Consider the following 16,659-nt stretch of genomic DNA (forward strand, 5'->3'; position numbering starts at 1 on the left):
GTCGCTACTGCACCAGCACCGAGCGTCCGCAAGTCGCGCCGGTGACCCGCACATCGGCCTCGCCGACATGCACGCCAAGCACCGCAAGCACATTGTAGACGAGGTTGTCGACCGGCGCGGTGACGCTGTTGAGCAGCGTCGTCACCGCCGGCTTCACCGTGCCGAGCAGGGTGGTCGCGTCGAGACCGAGGCCGAGCGCGTTGACCGTCAGCGACAGGTTGTTCACCAGCGAGGTGGTGAGCGACTGCGTCAGGTTCTTGGTCGACACTGTCTTGATCGCCTTGTTGGCGATCTCGGTGGCGCTGAAGGTCAGATTCGTCGGCGCCATGTTGGTGACCGAGAAGCCCGACGATCCCTTGATCTGCAGCAGATTGACGTTGACCAGCAGCATCTTGAGGCTGACGTCGGCGATGTCGGCGTCGCTGAAGGATTGCGGCTTGCCGAAATCCGCGAAGCCGCTGGCGTTGCTGTCGGCGAGATGGGCCGCGACGACGCCCGGCTGCGCGGCGATGGAGACCTTGATGCTGGAGGGCCCTGTCGGGCAGCTGATGTCGGTCAGCTTGGCTTCGGCATAGGCGACCTCGATATTGAGCGGCAAGTTGACGGCAAGCAGCTTGACGCCGCCCCCCAAATTCATTCCGGCTGTGCCATTTCCGGTGCCGTTGCCAAAGCCATTGCCGTTGTTCCCGTTCCCAATCCCGACGCTGGCATTGAGCTTGATGCGCGTCTGCGCCGTGCGCACCACCGTGCCCAATTCTCCCACCGCCAGCCACGGCGACGATTGCATGGGTTCGCCGACGGCGACCTGGAGCGTCGTCGATGTCAGTCCCGGTATCGTCGCCCCGAGGTCGACCGTAACCTTGTTCGTGCCGTTGGCGAGCGCCGCGGCTGCGCTCAGCATGCTCATGGCGCTGGCGCTGACCGAAAGCCCGGCGGGCTTCTGTCCGAGCGCCAGACTGCCTACCGAGCCGAGGTCGACGAGATGGCCAAGCGGGACCTTGACCGAGTTGGTGGCGCTCGAGGCCATAGTCTGCAGCGCGAGCTTGGCGGTGCGGTCGAGCCCGGGCACGTTGGCCATCGCGGTGGCGATCTGGCCGACCGTTGCCTTCGAGCCGAGCACGTCCGAATAGGTAACACCGGTCAGACGCAGCTGCGTCGCCAGCGCATCGGTGAAGGAGAGCACGTCGACATCGGCCGAGATCAGCGAATTGTAGTCCATCACGCTGAGCGAGAGGTTGCCGCCCAGAAGCGCGCCGAGCAGCGCGTTGAGGACGCCGCCATTGACGCTGGCGAGGCGCGATCCGACCGAGAATGCTGCTGCGGGCTGGGCGCTTGCGGTGGCTGTCGTGCCGATCACCGGCGGAGCCATCACCGAAGCGGCGAAATAGAGCGTGCCGAGCTTCTTCATCGACACCTGGACGGCATTGTAGGGCAGCTTGCCCGCTTCGAAGCGGCTGCCGGCCGCGATGGAACTGACCCCCGAATAGCGTCCGGGCACGACCTCGACGACCGCCTTGCTGCCGGTCGGCTCGATTTTGGTGCCCTGCTGCTGCACGGCGACGGACGTGATTCCGTTGTCCCTCAGCGTCGTCAGCACGGCTTGCTGGGCTTTGTTGATGTTGGCGGCGGCGGTGATCGCGGCGAGGTCGACGATCGACTGCGCGGCGCGGCGTTCGTTATAGAGCGAGCCCTCATCGATCGCGAACGCGGTCAGCGTCAGCGCCACTGGCGTGCAGAGCGCGGTCATAACCGCGAAATTGGCGCGCCGGTCGGCGATCAGCCGTCGCGCAGCGTCCATCACTCTCCCCGCGGAGTAGCGCATCATATGCCTCCGACCCGGATCGTCGACTGGCGCTGGATCGTGGTGCCCGGCAACGGCAGCGTCCGGAACAGGCTCCAGATCGGCAGGTCGCGCGCGTCATAGCTGACTGAGACGATGAACTGGCTGCCGTCGACGGTACTGTCCTTGGCGTCGACCGTCAGCTTTTTCGGGTCGACAAAAGCATAGCCCGCGACGTCATGGCTGATGAAATCGGTGACCAGCGCCTGGCGCTCCGTCTGGTTGAGGCCGGCGATCGCCGCTCGCGCCGCGTCCGCGGCGATCTGCTGGACCGAATGGCTGGCGCCGAAATAGATTCCGTATGCAACCATTCCTAGCAACAGCAGGATGAAGATCGGCGCCAGCATGGCGAACTCGACCGCCGACGTGCCCGCGGCGTCAGCCCGGAAACGGAACCAAGGAGCAAGGAAATTTCGGTTCTTCAGCATGGGCCGGAGAATGCCAAAACCTGCTTGCAAAAACAGAAAACGGCTGGAACAACCGAAAGGTGCACACAGTTGAACGGGGACGCCTAAGCTTTAGAGTTCGCTGTTTTAGCGAAACGCTGCTCACTCAACGTCAAGCAGCGGGCAGTTGAAATAAGATATTCCTCTGTCTAGTCTCCCGCCACCAGCCGCCGGAAGGGAACCGGCGGCGCGCTCAAAAGGGACCCGTTGACGGTTCCGGGGCGTCAACACTCAAGGCGTGGTTGAGGGGCCGCGCCAACAAGGGAGAGACTTCATGCTCAAAAACCTGCTGAAGGCGACCGTGTTCGCCACCACGATGGTTTTGGCGACCGGTGCTTTCTACACGCCCGCCTTTGCCGAGACCGTCTACAATCGCGGATCCGCTGCCGAGGCGGAGACGGTCGATCCGCACAAGACGTCGACGGTCTACGAGGCCGATATTATACGCGACCTGTTCCAGGGCCTCGTCATGCATGACCCGAAGACGAACCTCATTCCGGGCGCCGCCGAAAGCTGGACGGTGTCCGACGACGGCACTGTCTACACCTTCAAGCTGCGCAAGGACGGCCTCTGGTCGGATGGCAGCCCGGTGACGGCGGACGACTTCGTCTATTCGTTCCATCGGCTGGAAGACCCGGCCACCGCTGCAGAATACGCCTCAATGCTGTATCCGGTGAAAGGCGCCGAGGACTTCAATACCAAGAAAGGCAAGGCCGAGGATATGGGCGTGAAGGCGATCGACGCCAACACCCTGCAAGTCACACTGAAGGCTCCGACGCCCTACTTCCTGGAGATGCTGACCCACCAGGCGACCTATCCGGTCAACAAGGCTTCGATCGACAAGCTCGGCGCGGACTGGATCAAACCGGGCAAGCTGGTCTCCAACGGCGCCTATACGCTGGCGGAGTGGGTTCCCAACGACCACATGAAACTGGTCAAGAACCCGAAGTTCTGGGACGCCGCGAGCGTCAAGCTCGACGTGGTCAACTACATCCCGACCGAGGATCGCTCGTCCGCGATGAAGCGCTTCGAGGCCGGCGAACTCGATAGCTATGGCGACCTGCCGACCGAACAGCTCGCCGATCTCAAAACCAAATTCGGTGACCAGATCCGTGTGGGGCCATATCTCGGCACCTATTATTATGCGGTCAAGACCGACAAGGCGCCTTGGGACAACGTCGAGCTGCGCAACGCCATCTCGATGGCGATCGATCGCGACTTCCTCGCCGAGAAGGTCTGGCAGAACTCTATGCTGCCCGGCTATTCGATGGTGCCTCCGGGCATCGACGGCTACACGCCGGCACTGGCCAAATACGCCGACATGTCTCAGATCGACCGCGAGGATGCGGCCAAGAAAGTGCTGGAAAAGCTGGGCTATACACCCGAGCATCCGTTGAAGATGGAGATCCGCTACAACACCTCGGAGAACCACAAGAACACGGCGGTCGCCATCCAGGAACAGCTGAAGCCGCTCGGCATCGAGGTGACGCTGCTCAACACCGACACCAAGACCCACTATGGCTTCCTCGAGCAGAAGGGCAACTACGACGTCGCCCGCGCCGCCTGGATCGCCGACTACAAGGATCCGGAGACCTTCCTCGGCATCTCGCGCAAGGCGAGCGGCAACAACTACTCGAACTACAACAGCCCTGCCTATGAAGCCGCCATGGACAAGGCAGCCGCCGCCGGCGGCAAGCCTGAGGAGCGCATGAAGGACCTCGCCGCAGCCGAGCGCATCCTCGTCGACGATGTCGGCCAGATCCCGCTGCTCTACTACAGCTACCACGATATCGTTTCCTCCAAGCTGCATGGCTTCGAGGACAATGTCATGGACATTCATCCGTCTCGCTTCATCTCCAAGGACTGACAAGGAACCTTGGCCGTGCCGCCGCTCTCTTTCAGGGAGTGGCGGCCGCGGTCTGTCGTCGTGCCGGGCCGAAAGTCGGATTGGATTTTCGGCGACGCCGGTGCGAAGATCAGAGATGCCAGCGCGCCACGATCTCGTCTGGAGAGCCGTCGCCCTGGCTGAAGCGGGGCGCCGATGCTGCGTTATGTCTTCCGGCGGCTATTGACCGCCATCCCGACGCTGTTCGTCATCGTGACGGTGGCGTTCTTCCTGATCCGCGTCGCGCCAGGCGGCCCGTTCAATCAGGAGCGGGGCTTGAGCCCCGAGATCAGGGCCAATCTCGAAGCCCAGTTCGGCCTCGACGATCCGCTCTGGCTGCAATATTTCCACTATCTCGGCAATCTTTTGCGCGGCAGTTTCGGACCGAGCTACAACCTGCCGGATTTCACCGTCACCGAACTCTTCGCCAAAGGCCTGCCGATCTCGGTGCAGATCGGTACCTCGGCGCTGGTGCTGGCGCTGCTGCTGGGCTCGATCCTCGGCACGATCGCGGCGCTCAACCAGAATAAAATAGCCGACTATTCGGTGATCGCTCTAGCCACCGCCGGCAGCACCATCCCCACCTTCGTCACCGCGCCGGTGATCCAGCTCGTCTTCGGCCTTTCCTGGAAGCTGTTGCCGATCGGCGGCTGGGGCGACGGCGCCTTAATCAACAAGGTCGGGCCGGTGCTGACGCTCGCCCTGCCGCAGATCGCCATCGTCGCCCGCCTGATGCGCGGCTCGATGATCGAGAGCCTGCGCTCGCACCACATCCGCACCGCCCGCGCGCTCGGCCTCTCCGACTGGTCGGTGGTGGTCAAGCACGCGCTGCGCGGCGCCGTGCTGCCGATCGTCTCCTTCACCGGTCCGGCGGCGGCGGCGCTGCTCACCGGCTCGATCATCGTCGAGACCATCTTCTCCATTCCAGGCGTCGGCCGCTACTTCGTCGACGCCGCGCTCAACCGCGACTACACGCTGGTCATGGGAACCGTGGTGGTGATCGCGCTCTTCACCATCGTTTTCAACCTGATCGTCGATCTTCTCTATGCGGTCGTCGATCCGAGGGTGCGCTATGACTGAGCTTGCCGTAGCCGCTCCGGAGCCGATCGTCGGCCGCTCGCTCTGGGGCAATGCCTGGGCGCGGCTGAAGCGCAACCGCGCCGCCATGTTCAGCCTCTACTATCTGGCATTCATTGCCGTCATCAGCGTGTTCGGCCCTATGGTCGTGCCGCATGAATACACGACCATCTACGGCGACTATGTGCGCACGCCGCCGAGCCTGTCGGCCTATCCGAAGCCCGACATGATCCAGGGTGCGCTGAGCGACGCGATCAAACGCATGCGCGTCGACATCAAGGAGTGGCACCAGGACGGCAGCCGCGTCGTCGTCACCGTCACCTCCAAGAAGCCGATCGACGACCGCAATATCCGCTATCTCGACCGCTCCGACGCCTTCGACGACACGAAGATCGAGAGCAAGTCGCCCGATGGGCTCGAAATGACCATGAGCTCGGCCGTCAAGCAGCAGTATTTCTTCTTCGGCACCGACAACACCGGGCGCGATCTCTTGTCTCGCACGCTGATGGCCGGGCGCATTTCGCTCGCGATCGGCCTGCTTGCCGGTGTCGTCGCCGGCGTCATCGGCGTGATCTACGGCGCGACGGCCGGCTTTGCCGGCGGCAGGGTCGACGAGGTGATGATGCGCATCGTCGACGTGCTTTACTCGCTGCCCTTCATCTTCTTCGTCATCATGCTGGTGGTGTTCTTCGGCCGCAACTTCGTGCTGATGTTCCTGGCGGTGGGGGCGGTGCTGTGGCTCGACATGGCGCGCATCGTGCGCGGCCAGGCGCTGTCGATCCGCAGGCAAGAATACGTTCAGGCGGCGGAAGCGATGGGCGTCGGCCAGCGCGGCATCCTCGTGCGCCACGTCATCCCCAACCTGCTCGGGCCGGTGGTGATCTACATGACGCTGCTGGTGCCGCAGGTCATCATCCTGGAAAGCTTCCTGTCCTTTCTCGGGCTTGGCGTGCAGGAGCCGATGACCAGTTGGGGCGTGCTGATTTCGGTCGGTGCCAAGAACATCGGCTATGCCAACTGGCTGCTGTTGTTCCCGGCCTTCTTCCTCGTTTCGACGCTGTTCGCGCTGAACTTTGTCGGCGACGGCCTGCGCGACGCGCTCGACCCCAAAGATCGATAAGGATGGGGATCGCTGACATGGCTTCCGAAACGATCCTCAGCGTCAAGGACCTGCGCGTCCGCTTCCAGACCCTCGACGGCACGGTCGAGGCGGTGAAGGGCATCAGCATAAAGGTCAATGCCGGCGAGACCGTCGCCGTCGTCGGCGAATCCGGATCCGGCAAGAGCCAGACGATGATGGCCGCGATGAGCCTGCTTTCCTCCAATGGCGAAGCGACCGGCCAGGTCGACTACCGCGGCCGCAACCTCCTGGAGATGACCAAGAGCGAGCTCAACAAGGTTCGCGGCCGCAAGATCAGCATGATCTTCCAGGAGCCGATGACCTCGCTCGATCCGCTCTACACCATCGGCAACCAGCTCATCGAGCCGATCCGCCGCCATCGCGGCCTGAGCGCCCAGGCCGCACGTGAAGAGGCGCTGAAGCTGTTGAGACTGGTGCACATCCCCGATCCCGAGCGGCGGATGAAATCCTATCCGCACGAAATGTCGGGCGGCCAGCGCCAGCGCGTCATGATCGCTATGGCTTTGGCGAACGATCCCGACATCCTGATCGCCGACGAGCCGACGACGGCGCTCGACGTCACCATTCAGGCGCAGATCCTGATGCTGCTTGCCGAACTGCAGCGCAAGCTCGGCATGGCGATCGTCTTCATCACCCATGATCTCGGCATCGTCCGCCGTTTCGCCGACCGCGTCTATGTCATGCGCCAGGGCGAGGTGGTGGAAGAGGGCGAGGCGGAAGCGCTTTTCGCCAATCCGCAGCACGCCTACACCAAGATGCTGCTCGCCGCCGAGCCGACCGGCACCAAGGCGGCCGCGCCCGCCAATTCGCCCGTGCTGCTCGAGGGCCGCAACGTCGAGGTCGTCTTCAAGATCGGCGGTGGCTTTCTCGGCGGCGAGCCGCTGATGCTGCGGGCCGTCGACAAGATATCGATCCGGCTGAAGCGCAACCAGACGATCGGCATCGTCGGCGAGTCCGGCTCCGGCAAATCGACGCTCGGCCGCGCGCTGCTGCGGCTGCTCCCCAGCGACGGCGTCATCCGCTTTGGCGACCGCGACATCTCAGAGGCCGACCGCCACGCGATGCGGCCGCTGCGGCGCGAATTGCAGCTCGTCTTCCAGGATCCGTTCGGCTCGCTGTCGCCGCGCATGACGGTTGGCCAGGTCATCACCGAAGGGCTTTTGGTGCACGAGCCTTCGCTGACGGGCAAACAGCGCGACCAGCGTGCCGTTGAGGCGTTGCGCGAGGTCGGCCTCGACCCCAACGCGCGCAACCGCTACCCGCATGAGTTCTCCGGCGGCCAGCGCCAGCGCATCGCCATTGCCCGCGCTATGATCCTGAAGCCGAAAGTGGTGGTGCTTGATGAGCCGACCTCGGCGCTCGACCGCTCGGTGCAGAAGCAGATCGTCGAGCTATTGCGCAAGCTGCAGTCGGACCACGGACTGTCCTACCTCTTCATCAGCCACGACCTCGCAGTGGTGCGCGCCATGGCCGACTACATCATCGTCATGAAGCAGGGAAAGATCGTCGAGGAAGGGCCGGCCGAGGAGATCTTCGGCAATCCGCGGGAAGCCTACACGCAGACACTGATGAAGGCGGCGATCGATACGACCAGGTTCCGCATCAGCGCTTGAGACTTCCGCTGCTCGGCGACGCCCTAGTCACTGCGAGGACGGGCAGCGGCTCTTCCTGGCCGCGATGATCGCTTGCTGCTGTTGCTGCAGCCGCTCGATCCTGGCGGTATCGCGATTGGCCACGACCGTCTTCACGCGCTCGCCGCCGAGCAGCCAAGTCGGCACGCTGGTATTGGCGACCTTGCCGCGGCTGATCGCCGTCCGCGAAATATCGGTGGCGGTGTCGCCGAGCGCGCTGTTGAGCTCGGCGCAGCTCATCCCGTCGTATTTCGCCGGATTGATCGACGCAACACTCGACGAGCAGCCTGCGATCAAGGTCAACGGCAAGAGAGCCCGCAGCGTGAACTTCATACTCTTACCCCGGTCTCGCCGTTCCAAAAATCGTCCAGCAGCTCTCGAATGGGATAGCGGCAACCATTAGGCCAAAGTGAGGGCCTATTGTCGACCATTTATCTGATTGATTGATTGACGGCAGGCTTTTGCGGAAGGCTGGCGGCGGCGAAAGCGCGTGGCTTGATATCGATGCGGATACAGAGCCACAAGAAACGCCGGACAGAGGTCCGTCCGAATCGAGAGCCGTAAAATTGTATTGCGGTCCGTTACCGATCCTTAGGCATGGTTGAAACTGCTCTGCGGCATTAACGCCACGGTTGCGTTGCGTCTGCGATATTGCCGGCTGCACAACGCAAGGTGGGGCCTCCATGATTGACCAGATACGCTCGCTGCTCGAGCAGCATCCGATGATTCCGCTGAATTTCGGCGCGCTCGCCGACGACGCCAATCTCTATGACGCGGGGCTGACCTCCTTCGCCTCGGTGCAGATGATGCTGGCGCTCGAAGAGGAGTTCGACATCGAATTCCCCGAGACGATGCTGACGCGGCGCACCTTCTCTTCGCTGGCCAGCATCGCGGATGCGGTTTCGCAGTTGACGCGCAAGGCGGCGTAGCCATGAACGTGTTGAGAAAGATAGAGGCGGCCTCGCTCGCGGAGGCGCCCGAAGCCGCGACCGAGCGCATGCGCCGCGTCGCCGAGATCGCCGCCGGCCATGCCGACCCCGTCGACAAGGAGGGGCGTTTCCCGGCGGAGACGATCGAGGCGCTGAAGCGCGAGCGCCTGCTCGGCGTGGCGATCCCGATCGAGCATGGCGGCGAGGGGCTCGGCACGTTGCAGATCGCCGACCTCATCGTGCAGCTCGGCCAGGCCTGCGGCTCGAGCGCGATGATCTATGCCATGCATCAGATCAAGACGTCGAGCTTTGTCACTCACGGAGGCGCCAGCGATTGGCACCGCGCTTATATGCGGCGCATCGCCGACGAGCAGCTTCTGATGGCTTCGGCGACTACGGAGGCCGGCATCGGCGGCAATTTGCGCAACTCGATCTGTGCGGTCGAGGTCGCCGGCGGGCGCTTCGCGTTGACCAAGGAAGCCACCGTCATCTCCTATGGCAACTATGCCGACGCCATCCTCGCCACGGCGCGTCGCGCCCCCGATGCGGCCAGCTCCGATCAGGTGATGGTGGTGATCCCGGCCGACGGCAACCGCACGCTTGAGCGCACGTCGGTGTGGGACACGCTCGGCATGCGCGGCACCTGCTCCGACGGCTTTCATCTGGTCGCCACGGGTGACGCGGCGCAGATATTCCCGGAGCCGTTCTCCGAGATCGCGGCGCAGTCGATGCTGGCCAGCTCGCACATCTTCTGGGCGGCGACCTGGTTCGGCATTACCGCCGACGCCTTCAATCGGGCGCAGGCCTTCGTCAAGGCGGCGGCGCGCAAGCAGCCCGACTCCATGCCGCCGGGCGCGCTGAGGCTTGCCGAAGCGGCCGCCCTTTTGCAGGAGATGAAAGGCCACCTTGCGGCCGCCATCCACCGCTTCGAAGCGGCCGCGGGCGACGACGACGCGCTGTCTTCGATCGGCTTCGCCGCCGAGATCAACGCGCTGAAGGTCGCGGCCAGCGAGAAGGCCGGCGCCGTGGTGCGTCTCGCCATGCTGGTCAACGGCATTCTTGGCTACAAGAACGGTACCCCGTTCAGCGTCGGCCGGCACCTGCGCGACGTGACCTCGGCGCCGGTGATGATCTCCAACGACCGCATCCTTTCCAATACCGCGACGCTCATGCTGATGAGCCGCTTCGACACCGGCCTGGGGAGCTGAGATGGACGCCAAGACATTCGACTCCAAGTCGCTGCTCGACAGCCTGTTCGAGAACGGCATCCTGTTCGAATCCGGCGTCGACGGCCTTTATGGCCGTTCGGGCGCGTTCGAGGACGTGATCGAGCGGTTCGAGCGTCTCGTCACCCGGCTCGGCGCGCCCGACAAGGCCACCCGCATCCATTTTCCGCCGGGCATGAGCCGCGCGACGCTGGAGAAGAGCGGCTACATGAAGAGCTTCCCGCAGCTTGCCGGCTGCGTGCATTCCTTCATGGGCGGCGAGCGGGAGCATGCGCAGCTGCTCGGCATGATGGCTGACTGCGGAGACTGGACGGAGCTGCAGAAGGCGACGGACCTCGCGCTGACACCCGCCGCCTGCTATCCGCTCTATCCCACGATAGCTGCGCGCGGCCCGGTGCCGGCGCAGGGCCTTCTTTTCGAACTCTCCTCCTACTGCTTCCGCCACGAGCCGTCGAAGGACCCGGCGCGCATGCAGCTCTTCCGCATGCGCGAGTTCGTCAAGATCGGTACGGCCGAGCAGGTGCGCTCGTTCCGCGAAAGCTGGCTGAAGCGCGGCAGGGCCATGATCGAGTCGCTCGACCTGCCCTGCGAGGTCGATCTTGCCAACGATCCGTTCTTCGGCCGCGGCGGCAGGATGATGGCCAACAACCAGCGCGATCAGGGCCTGAAATTCGAGCTGCTGATTCCGGTGACCAGCATCGAGAAGCCGACCGCCTGCTTGAGCTTCAATTATCATCAGGACCATTTTGGCCAGACCTGGGGCCTGAAGTTCGCCGACGGGGAGTTCTGCCATTCGGCCTGCGTCGGCTTCGGGCTGGAGCGCGTGGCGCTGGCGCTGTTCCGCCACCATGGGCCGGACACGGAAGCCTGGCCGGCGGCGGTCCGCGACGTGCTCTGGAGCGTGTGAGATGCTGAGGGCTATCGCCGGCCTCGATCCGGCCACCTACCGGCCGCACTGGCTGCACGATCCGCAAAGGCGGTGGCCGCAGACCAACTGCTATGTCGACCTTCTGATCGAGGTTCTGCACGCGACCGGGCACGATCCGGTCGCGGCGCTCGGTTTCACCGCGGCGCAGGATTTCGAAGGTGATCAGTTCACGTTCTTCAAGTTCCCGACCGCCGACCTGCAGAGGCTGGCGGGGCTGGACATCCAAGAGCTGGCGGTCTTCGACCGGCTGGAGACGCATGTGCTGACGCAAGTCGAGCTCGGCCGGCTGCCGCTGGTCGAGGTCGATGCCTTCTACCTGCCCGACACCAAAGGCCTCACCTACCGCAGCGGCCATTCCAAGACCACGGTCGGCATCAATGCGCTCGATTCCGAGGCGCGGCAGATGCGCTACTTCCACAATGACGGCTACTTCGCGCTCGAGGGCCAAGACTATGACGGCATCTTCGGCCAATGGGATGGTGTGTCGGCGGGCGACCTGCCGCTGTTTCCTTACGCGGAATTCGTGAAGCTCGACGCCACGCGCCCGGCCCGCGACGCGGTCGGGACCGCGGCGGCGCTGCTCACGCATCACCTGAAGCGGCGGCCGAAGCGCAATCCGCTCGACGCCTATGCGGCCGCGTTCGGCCGCCACGCTGAAAGGCTGGCGACGAAGTCGCCTGCCTATTTCCACACCTATGCCTTCAACACGCTGCGGCAGGTCGGCGCGAATTTCGAACTTCTTGGCAGTCATCTCGAATGGCTGGGGCAGCACGGCGAAACCTGCCTGGCAGAGGCGGTGCAAGCCGCCGGCAGCATTGCCGAGGGCGCCAAGGTCATGCAGTTCAAGCTCGCCCGCGCGATGGCGCGGCAGCGCTTCGACGGCTTGACCGAAGCAATCGCGCCGATGGCGCAGGCCTACGAAACGGTGATGAACGTGCTGGACGCCCGCATGGCCGGTGTCGCCTCCAAGGCGGCCTAGCGGGCCGGCCGACGCGCATTTGATGATGGGTGGGGGAATGGACGCCACGGTGTCGATCGCCGGCACTGCCGGATTGCTGGATCGGGGGTGGCGGATGGCCATCTCGGCGGCAGGTGCCTGGGCTTCGCCGAATGACATAGACGCAAATGCCGAATGGCTGGACGCGGCCTGTCCCGGCACGGCGGCCGCCACGCTGGAAAAGCATGGCCGCTGGGACCGCAAGCAGCCAACCCGGCTGCACGACCGCGATGTCTGGTACAGCCGCAGGCTCGACGCGACCGGTCCGGTGCGGCTGGTGTTCGAGGGGCTGGCGACTGTCGCCGAGGTCTGGCTTGACGAGCGGCTGCTGCTCACCTCGACCTCGATGTTCGAGCGCCATGAGGCTGCGGTAAGCCTTTCAGGGGGCGAGCAGCTCGCCATCGTCTTTCGCAGTCTCGACCGCCATCTGGAAACGGCGATCGGTCCACGCGCCCGCTGGCGCCCTCGCATGATCGACGATCAGCGGCTGCGGCTGGTGCGCACGACCCTGATCGGCCATATGCCGGGCTGGTGCCCGAGCTTCGATGTCGTCGGGCCGTGGCGTCCCGTCAAGCTGATCCACGAAAATGGCGGGCAGCGCATCCTCGATGCCGACATGCGCGCCAGGCTCGACGGCACGACCGGGCATCTTGCCGTTGCGATAACCCTCGCCGAACCCTTCGACAATGCGCAAACGGCGCATGTCAGCTGTGCCGGAGTGCGCGCGCCCCTCAAGTTCGAGACACCCACCCGGCTGACGGCGGAATTGGCCATTGCCGATGTCGCCCCATGGTGGCCGAACAGACATGGCGAGCCGGCGCTGCACGAAGTCATGGCGACGCTGGGCACGGTGCGCAGCCGGCTGGGCCGAGTCGGATTCCGCCGCATCGAGATCGATCGCGGTGCTGACGGACGCGATTTTCGCCTGGTCGTCAACGGCGTGCCGGTGTTCTGCCGCGGCGCGGTCTGGACGCCCTCCGATCCCGTGCGACTGCCCTGCGAGCGAGCCGAAATCGAGCCCGACCTCGATCTCGCGCGCCAAGCCGGCGTCAACATGCTGCGGGTCGGCGGCACCTTCGCCTATGAAAGCGATGCCTTCCACGAGCTGTGCGATGAGATGGGCATTCTGGTCTGGCAGGACTTGATGCTTGCCAATTTCGACTATCCGGCGAAGAGCGCGGCCTGGCGGGCGGCGCTGTCGGGCGAGGTGGAGAACCTGTTGGGGCGGCTTCGGCATTCGCCGTCGCTGGCGGTGCTGTGCGGCGGCAGCGAGGTGGCGCAGCAGGCCGCGATGCTCGGCATGCCGGTGGCGATGGATCCGACACCCTGGTTCGACGATGTCGTGCGTCCGGCCGCGCAGGCGATCCTGCCCGATCTGGCGCTCGTGTCCTCCTCGCCCTCCGGCGGCAGCCTGCCCTTCGCCGCGGATGGCGGCCCGACGCACTACTATGGCGTCGGCGCCTATTGCCGGCCACTGGAGGACGCGCGCCGCGCAGAGGTGCGTTTCGCCAGCGAATGCCTCGCCTTCGCCAACGTGCCGGAACAGGCGACGCTCGATGAGCATCTGCCCGTTCCGCCCGGCCACGATCCGCGCTGGAAGGCCGGCGTGCCGCGCGATGCAGGTGCGTCGTGGGATTTCGAGGACGTGCGCGAGCATTATCTGGAGACGCTGTTCGGCGTCGACGCTCGCCGGCTGCGCATGGAGGATCCAGCGCGCTACCTCGACCTCTCGCGCGCTGTCATTGCCGAGGTGGTTGAGCGCACGATCGATGAATGGCGCAGACCGGCCTCCCCGACGGCGGGCGCGCTGGTGTTCTTCTGGAAGGATCTGCTCCCGGGAGCAGGGTGGGGCGTCGTCGATTCTGCCGGTCGGCCGAAATCGGTCTGGCATGCGCTGAGACGCGCCTTCGCGCCGCTCCGGCTGACGCTGAGCGATGAGGGCGTCAACGGGCTGAGCGTCCATCTCGTCAATGACACGGCAAGGGCAGTCGAGGCGACGCTATCGCTTGCCTGCCTGCGCGACGGCGTCACCCCGGTGGTGGCGGCGCGCCGGCCGGTCACTCTGCAGGCGCGCGGGACGCAGTCGCTTGCGGCATTCTCGCTGCTCGGCGCCTTCTTTGATCTGTCTTATGCCTATCGCTTCGGCCCAGCGGGGCACGAGGTAACCGTGGCAAGGCTGGAAGACCGCGACGGCGAGATCCTGGCCGAAGCCTTTCATGTGCTTCCCGGCGTCATGACCGCGCGACGCGATGTCGGCCTGTCGGCAGGGCTGATGCGCGGCAGAGACGGCTGGCGCCTGCGGCTCGCTTGCAAGCGCGCCGCCTATCACGTCGCCATCAAGGATGGGCTGTTCTTCCCGCGCGAGAACGGCTTCCACCTGATGCCGGGCGCGGTGAAGGAAATTGGCCTGGATGGGCCGGCCTCTGCCACTCCGGCCGGCGTCGTGACGGCGCTGAATGGCGATCGCGAGGTGGCCTACGATGCGCCGCAAGCCGACAATGTAGAGACCAGGGCGGAGATCATGCGTTCGTTGCGGCCTGCCGGGAGCGTGGCATGAAGGGGGTCGTCTTCGCCGACACGATCGGCTGGCTTCATGAAGGCAGGGGAACCGGGCGACGCGGCCGGGGTGTCGTGATCGCCGGGGCGCATGGCCACGAGGACCTGTGCAGCCGGCGTTTCCTGCGGCTTCTGGCTGACAAGGTGGCCGAAAACGGTCTGCCGGCGCTGCAATTCGACTATCCCGGCTGCGGCAATGCCGCCGGGGATCATTCAACGCCCGGTCAGGTGCAACGGTGGACGGCGAGCATAGGCGCGGCGATCGATCGGCTGAAGCAGGATTGCGGCGTGGCGGACGTCATTTTGGTCGGCTTCCGGCTTGGTGCCCTGCTGGCCCCGCTGGCGGCGGCCGGACGCGACGACGTGGCGGGTCTCGTGCTGCTCGCGCCGCCGTCCTCCGGCAAGGCCTATGTTCGCGAGGTCACAGCCATGTCGCGCATGATCGACGCGCCGCTGGCCAGCCGTTCGGCGGGCGAAGGGGTTTTCACCGAGGGGCGCGAGGCCGCCGGCTTCCGAATTTCGCATGAAACGCTGGCTGATCTCTCGGCGCTCGATTGGCGGCATGCAGCGGCTGGCCTTCCATCCCTGCCGATGCTGGTGCTTACAAACGGCAAGCCGCTGGCTGCCGAAGAGGTGCGCGGCGACTCGGCTGGCGCTGCGGAAATCGCGACGGCCGAGTTCGATGGCTATCCTCTCTTGATGTGCGACCCGACCGCTAACCGGATTCCGGCCGCCGCTCTCGATCGCTGCGCCGCCTGGATCGCCGACCAGGCCGGCGAAGCGGCAGCGGGAAAGGCCATGCCGCGCGATGTGTCGCAGATCCTGGACGGTCCGCATTACACGGAAAGCCCGGTGCTGATCGGACCGGCGCCGATGATCTGCGGTGTGCTTTGCCGACCGCGCGACCGCCAGACCGAGGCCGAGCCGGTGATCTTCCTCAATGCCGGTGGCGTGCCGCATGTCGGCTGGGCGCGCGGCACGGTGGAAGCGGCGCGAGCCCTGGCGGCGGAAGGCGTAGCCTCGCTGCGCGTCGACCTGCCCGGACTTGGCCTCAGCGATCCGACCGAGGAAGGGCGCCTGTTCCTTTATGACCGGCGCACGCGCCATGATGTAAGTCGTGCGATCAACTGGATGGAGCGAGCCGGCTACCCCGGGGTCGGCCTGGTCGGCACCTGCGCCGGCGCGTTTCAGGCTTTTCACGCCGCGCGGGCCGATCGGCGGGTACGGATGCTGACCATGATCAACCCGCTCTGCTTCGCCTGGAACAGTTCCTACGCGCTGGAGATGGCGGTCTGGAAGACTTACGAGACATCCAAGGCCGTGCTCGGGCAGACAGCTGCCGCCAGGCAGGAGAGCCGCGAGCCGGCCGACGCCGCATGGCGCGGGATCGCTTCGCGATGCGCCCGGCTGATCGTCCGGCGCGGGCTTGAGGCGATCAAGTCCACATTGTCGATGCTGCATCCGGCCGCGCTGCTTGGACAGCGGCGGGTGGAACGCTGGATGCGCGACCTATGCGGCCGCGGCGTGCGGGTCCTCCTCGTAACCTCGGAAGGCGATCTGAGCCTCAAGGAGATCGCCCGCCATTTTGGCTCGGAGGAAGAGCGGCTCGATAGCATTCGCGGCGTGACCAGGGTCTCGCTGCCGAATGCCGACCACACGCTGACGCCGTATCACGCACGGCGCGCCGTGATCGCTCGCCTGATCGACCATGGCGGCATCAGGCGTGACGGTTATGCTCGTTCCGAGCCGGTACGCGCGACAGCAAGCCCTTCCTTCCTGGCGCCGTAGGGGATCATCAGTTCGGCTTCAGCATTGACATGCGGCAAGCGCGTCGGGTCTTGAACATCACGCAGCGATACGGTTCTCTGCGCGAAACCCGCAAAGGTTTGAATTATCAGGGAAACTAAAGACTTTCGGGAGATTTCGTTCTGGTCGGAGTGGCAGGATTTGAACCTGCGACCCCATCGTCCCGAACAAGCTGTCTTGCCAGAAGAAGCCCGGAA

Annotated in this window: 13 protein-coding genes; 10 read left to right on the forward strand and 3 right to left on the reverse strand. The window is 65.0% G+C overall.

Going from position 1 to position 16,659, the window contains the following annotated elements; genetic code table 11:
* Positions 1-4 precede the first annotated feature (4 nt).
* Together P9254_RS27095 and P9254_RS27100 are read right to left on the reverse strand one after the other, a co-directional pair.
* Complete coding sequence (locus tag P9254_RS27095; RefSeq protein WP_278056165.1) at positions 5-1,798, reverse strand: pilus assembly protein TadG-related protein; 1,794 nt, start codon at positions 1,796-1,798, stop codon at positions 5-7.
* A gap of 23 nt (positions 1,799-1,821) precedes the next feature.
* Positions 1,822-2,268 (reverse strand): TadE/TadG family type IV pilus assembly protein, encoded by a 447-nt coding sequence (locus P9254_RS27100; protein WP_278056166.1) that lies wholly within the window; start codon positions 2,266-2,268, stop codon positions 1,822-1,824.
* A gap of 292 nt (positions 2,269-2,560) precedes the next feature.
* Here P9254_RS27100 and P9254_RS27105 point away from each other — a divergent pair, with 292 nt between their 5' ends.
* The 4 genes from P9254_RS27105 (at position 2,561) to P9254_RS27120 (ending at position 8,002) form a co-directional block, all read left to right on the forward strand.
* Positions 2,561-4,153 (forward strand): peptide ABC transporter substrate-binding protein, encoded by a 1,593-nt coding sequence (locus P9254_RS27105; RefSeq protein ID WP_278056167.1) that lies wholly within the window; start codon positions 2,561-2,563, stop codon positions 4,151-4,153.
* A gap of 174 nt (positions 4,154-4,327) precedes the next feature.
* Complete coding sequence (locus P9254_RS27110; RefSeq protein WP_278056169.1) at positions 4,328-5,251, forward strand: ABC transporter permease subunit; 924 nt, start codon at positions 4,328-4,330, stop codon at positions 5,249-5,251.
* Entirely contained in the window at positions 5,244-6,368 is a 1,125-nt protein-coding gene (locus tag P9254_RS27115; RefSeq protein ID WP_067327929.1) for an ABC transporter permease, read from the forward strand. Before P9254_RS27110 ends, P9254_RS27115 begins: the two co-directional genes overlap by 8 nt.
* 17 nt (positions 6,369-6,385) lie before the next feature.
* Positions 6,386-8,002, forward strand: a complete 1,617-nt coding sequence (locus P9254_RS27120) for an ABC transporter ATP-binding protein (protein WP_095800339.1) — start codon at positions 6,386-6,388, stop codon at positions 8,000-8,002.
* Between the two features lie 27 nt (positions 8,003-8,029).
* Here P9254_RS27120 and P9254_RS27125 read toward each other — a convergent pair whose 3' ends face one another.
* Positions 8,030-8,353 (reverse strand): hypothetical protein, encoded by a 324-nt coding sequence (locus P9254_RS27125; RefSeq protein ID WP_066997754.1) that lies wholly within the window; start codon positions 8,351-8,353, stop codon positions 8,030-8,032.
* A 350-nt stretch (positions 8,354-8,703) separates the two neighbouring features.
* Here P9254_RS27125 and P9254_RS27130 point away from each other — a divergent pair, with 350 nt between their 5' ends.
* The 6 genes from P9254_RS27130 (at position 8,704) to P9254_RS27155 (ending at position 16,444) form a co-directional block, all read left to right on the forward strand.
* Complete coding sequence (locus tag P9254_RS27130; protein WP_066997751.1) at positions 8,704-8,949, forward strand: acyl carrier protein; 246 nt, start codon at positions 8,704-8,706, stop codon at positions 8,947-8,949.
* A gap of 68 nt (positions 8,950-9,017) precedes the next feature.
* Positions 9,018-10,157, forward strand: coding sequence for an acyl-CoA dehydrogenase family protein (locus P9254_RS27135; protein WP_278056545.1), 1,140 nt, complete (start codon positions 9,018-9,020; stop codon positions 10,155-10,157).
* A 1-nt stretch (position 10,158) separates the two neighbouring features.
* Positions 10,159-11,082, forward strand: a complete 924-nt coding sequence (locus tag P9254_RS27140; protein WP_278056171.1) for an amino acid--[acyl-carrier-protein] ligase — start codon at positions 10,159-10,161, stop codon at positions 11,080-11,082.
* A gap of 1 nt (position 11,083) precedes the next feature.
* Complete coding sequence (locus P9254_RS27145) at positions 11,084-12,082, forward strand: DUF1839 family protein (protein WP_278056172.1); 999 nt, start codon at positions 11,084-11,086, stop codon at positions 12,080-12,082.
* Between the two features lie 37 nt (positions 12,083-12,119).
* A complete protein-coding gene (locus P9254_RS27150) occupies positions 12,120-14,657 on the forward strand; it encodes a glycoside hydrolase family 2 protein (RefSeq protein ID WP_278056174.1) in 2,538 nt (845 codons plus the stop codon).
* Positions 14,654-16,444 (forward strand): alpha/beta fold hydrolase, encoded by a 1,791-nt coding sequence (locus P9254_RS27155; RefSeq protein ID WP_278056175.1) that lies wholly within the window; start codon positions 14,654-14,656, stop codon positions 16,442-16,444. The genes P9254_RS27150 and P9254_RS27155 overlap by 4 nt, the downstream gene beginning before the upstream one ends.
* Positions 16,445-16,659 lie beyond the last annotated feature (215 nt).

The organism is Mesorhizobium sp. WSM4983 (assembly GCF_029625765.1).
GTDB lineage: Bacteria > Pseudomonadota > Alphaproteobacteria > Rhizobiales > Rhizobiaceae > Mesorhizobium.

Coding starts and splice junctions, on each gene's coding strand:
- P9254_RS27145 (WP_278056172.1), top strand. CDS start 11,084: ATGCTGAGGGCTATCGCCGGCCTCGATCCGGCCACCTACCGGCCGCAC.
- P9254_RS27150 (WP_278056174.1), top strand. CDS start 12,120: ATGGACGCCACGGTGTCGATCGCCGGCACTGCCGGATTGCTGGATCGG.
- P9254_RS27130 (WP_066997751.1), top strand. CDS start 8,704: ATGATTGACCAGATACGCTCGCTGCTCGAGCAGCATCCGATGATTCCG.
- P9254_RS27110 (WP_278056169.1), top strand. CDS start 4,328: ATGCTGCGTTATGTCTTCCGGCGGCTATTGACCGCCATCCCGACGCTG.
- P9254_RS27155 (WP_278056175.1), top strand. CDS start 14,654: ATGAAGGGGGTCGTCTTCGCCGACACGATCGGCTGGCTTCATGAAGGC.
- P9254_RS27095 (WP_278056165.1), bottom strand. CDS start 1,798: ATGGACGCTGCGCGACGGCTGATCGCCGACCGGCGCGCCAATTTCGCG.
- P9254_RS27105 (WP_278056167.1), top strand. CDS start 2,561: ATGCTCAAAAACCTGCTGAAGGCGACCGTGTTCGCCACCACGATGGTT.
- P9254_RS27120 (WP_095800339.1), top strand. CDS start 6,386: ATGGCTTCCGAAACGATCCTCAGCGTCAAGGACCTGCGCGTCCGCTTC.
- P9254_RS27115 (WP_067327929.1), top strand. CDS start 5,244: ATGACTGAGCTTGCCGTAGCCGCTCCGGAGCCGATCGTCGGCCGCTCG.
- P9254_RS27135 (WP_278056545.1), top strand. CDS start 9,018: ATGCGCCGCGTCGCCGAGATCGCCGCCGGCCATGCCGACCCCGTCGAC.
- P9254_RS27100 (WP_278056166.1), bottom strand. CDS start 2,268: ATGCTGAAGAACCGAAATTTCCTTGCTCCTTGGTTCCGTTTCCGGGCT.
- P9254_RS27125 (WP_066997754.1), bottom strand. CDS start 8,353: ATGAAGTTCACGCTGCGGGCTCTCTTGCCGTTGACCTTGATCGCAGGC.
- P9254_RS27140 (WP_278056171.1), top strand. CDS start 10,159: ATGGACGCCAAGACATTCGACTCCAAGTCGCTGCTCGACAGCCTGTTC.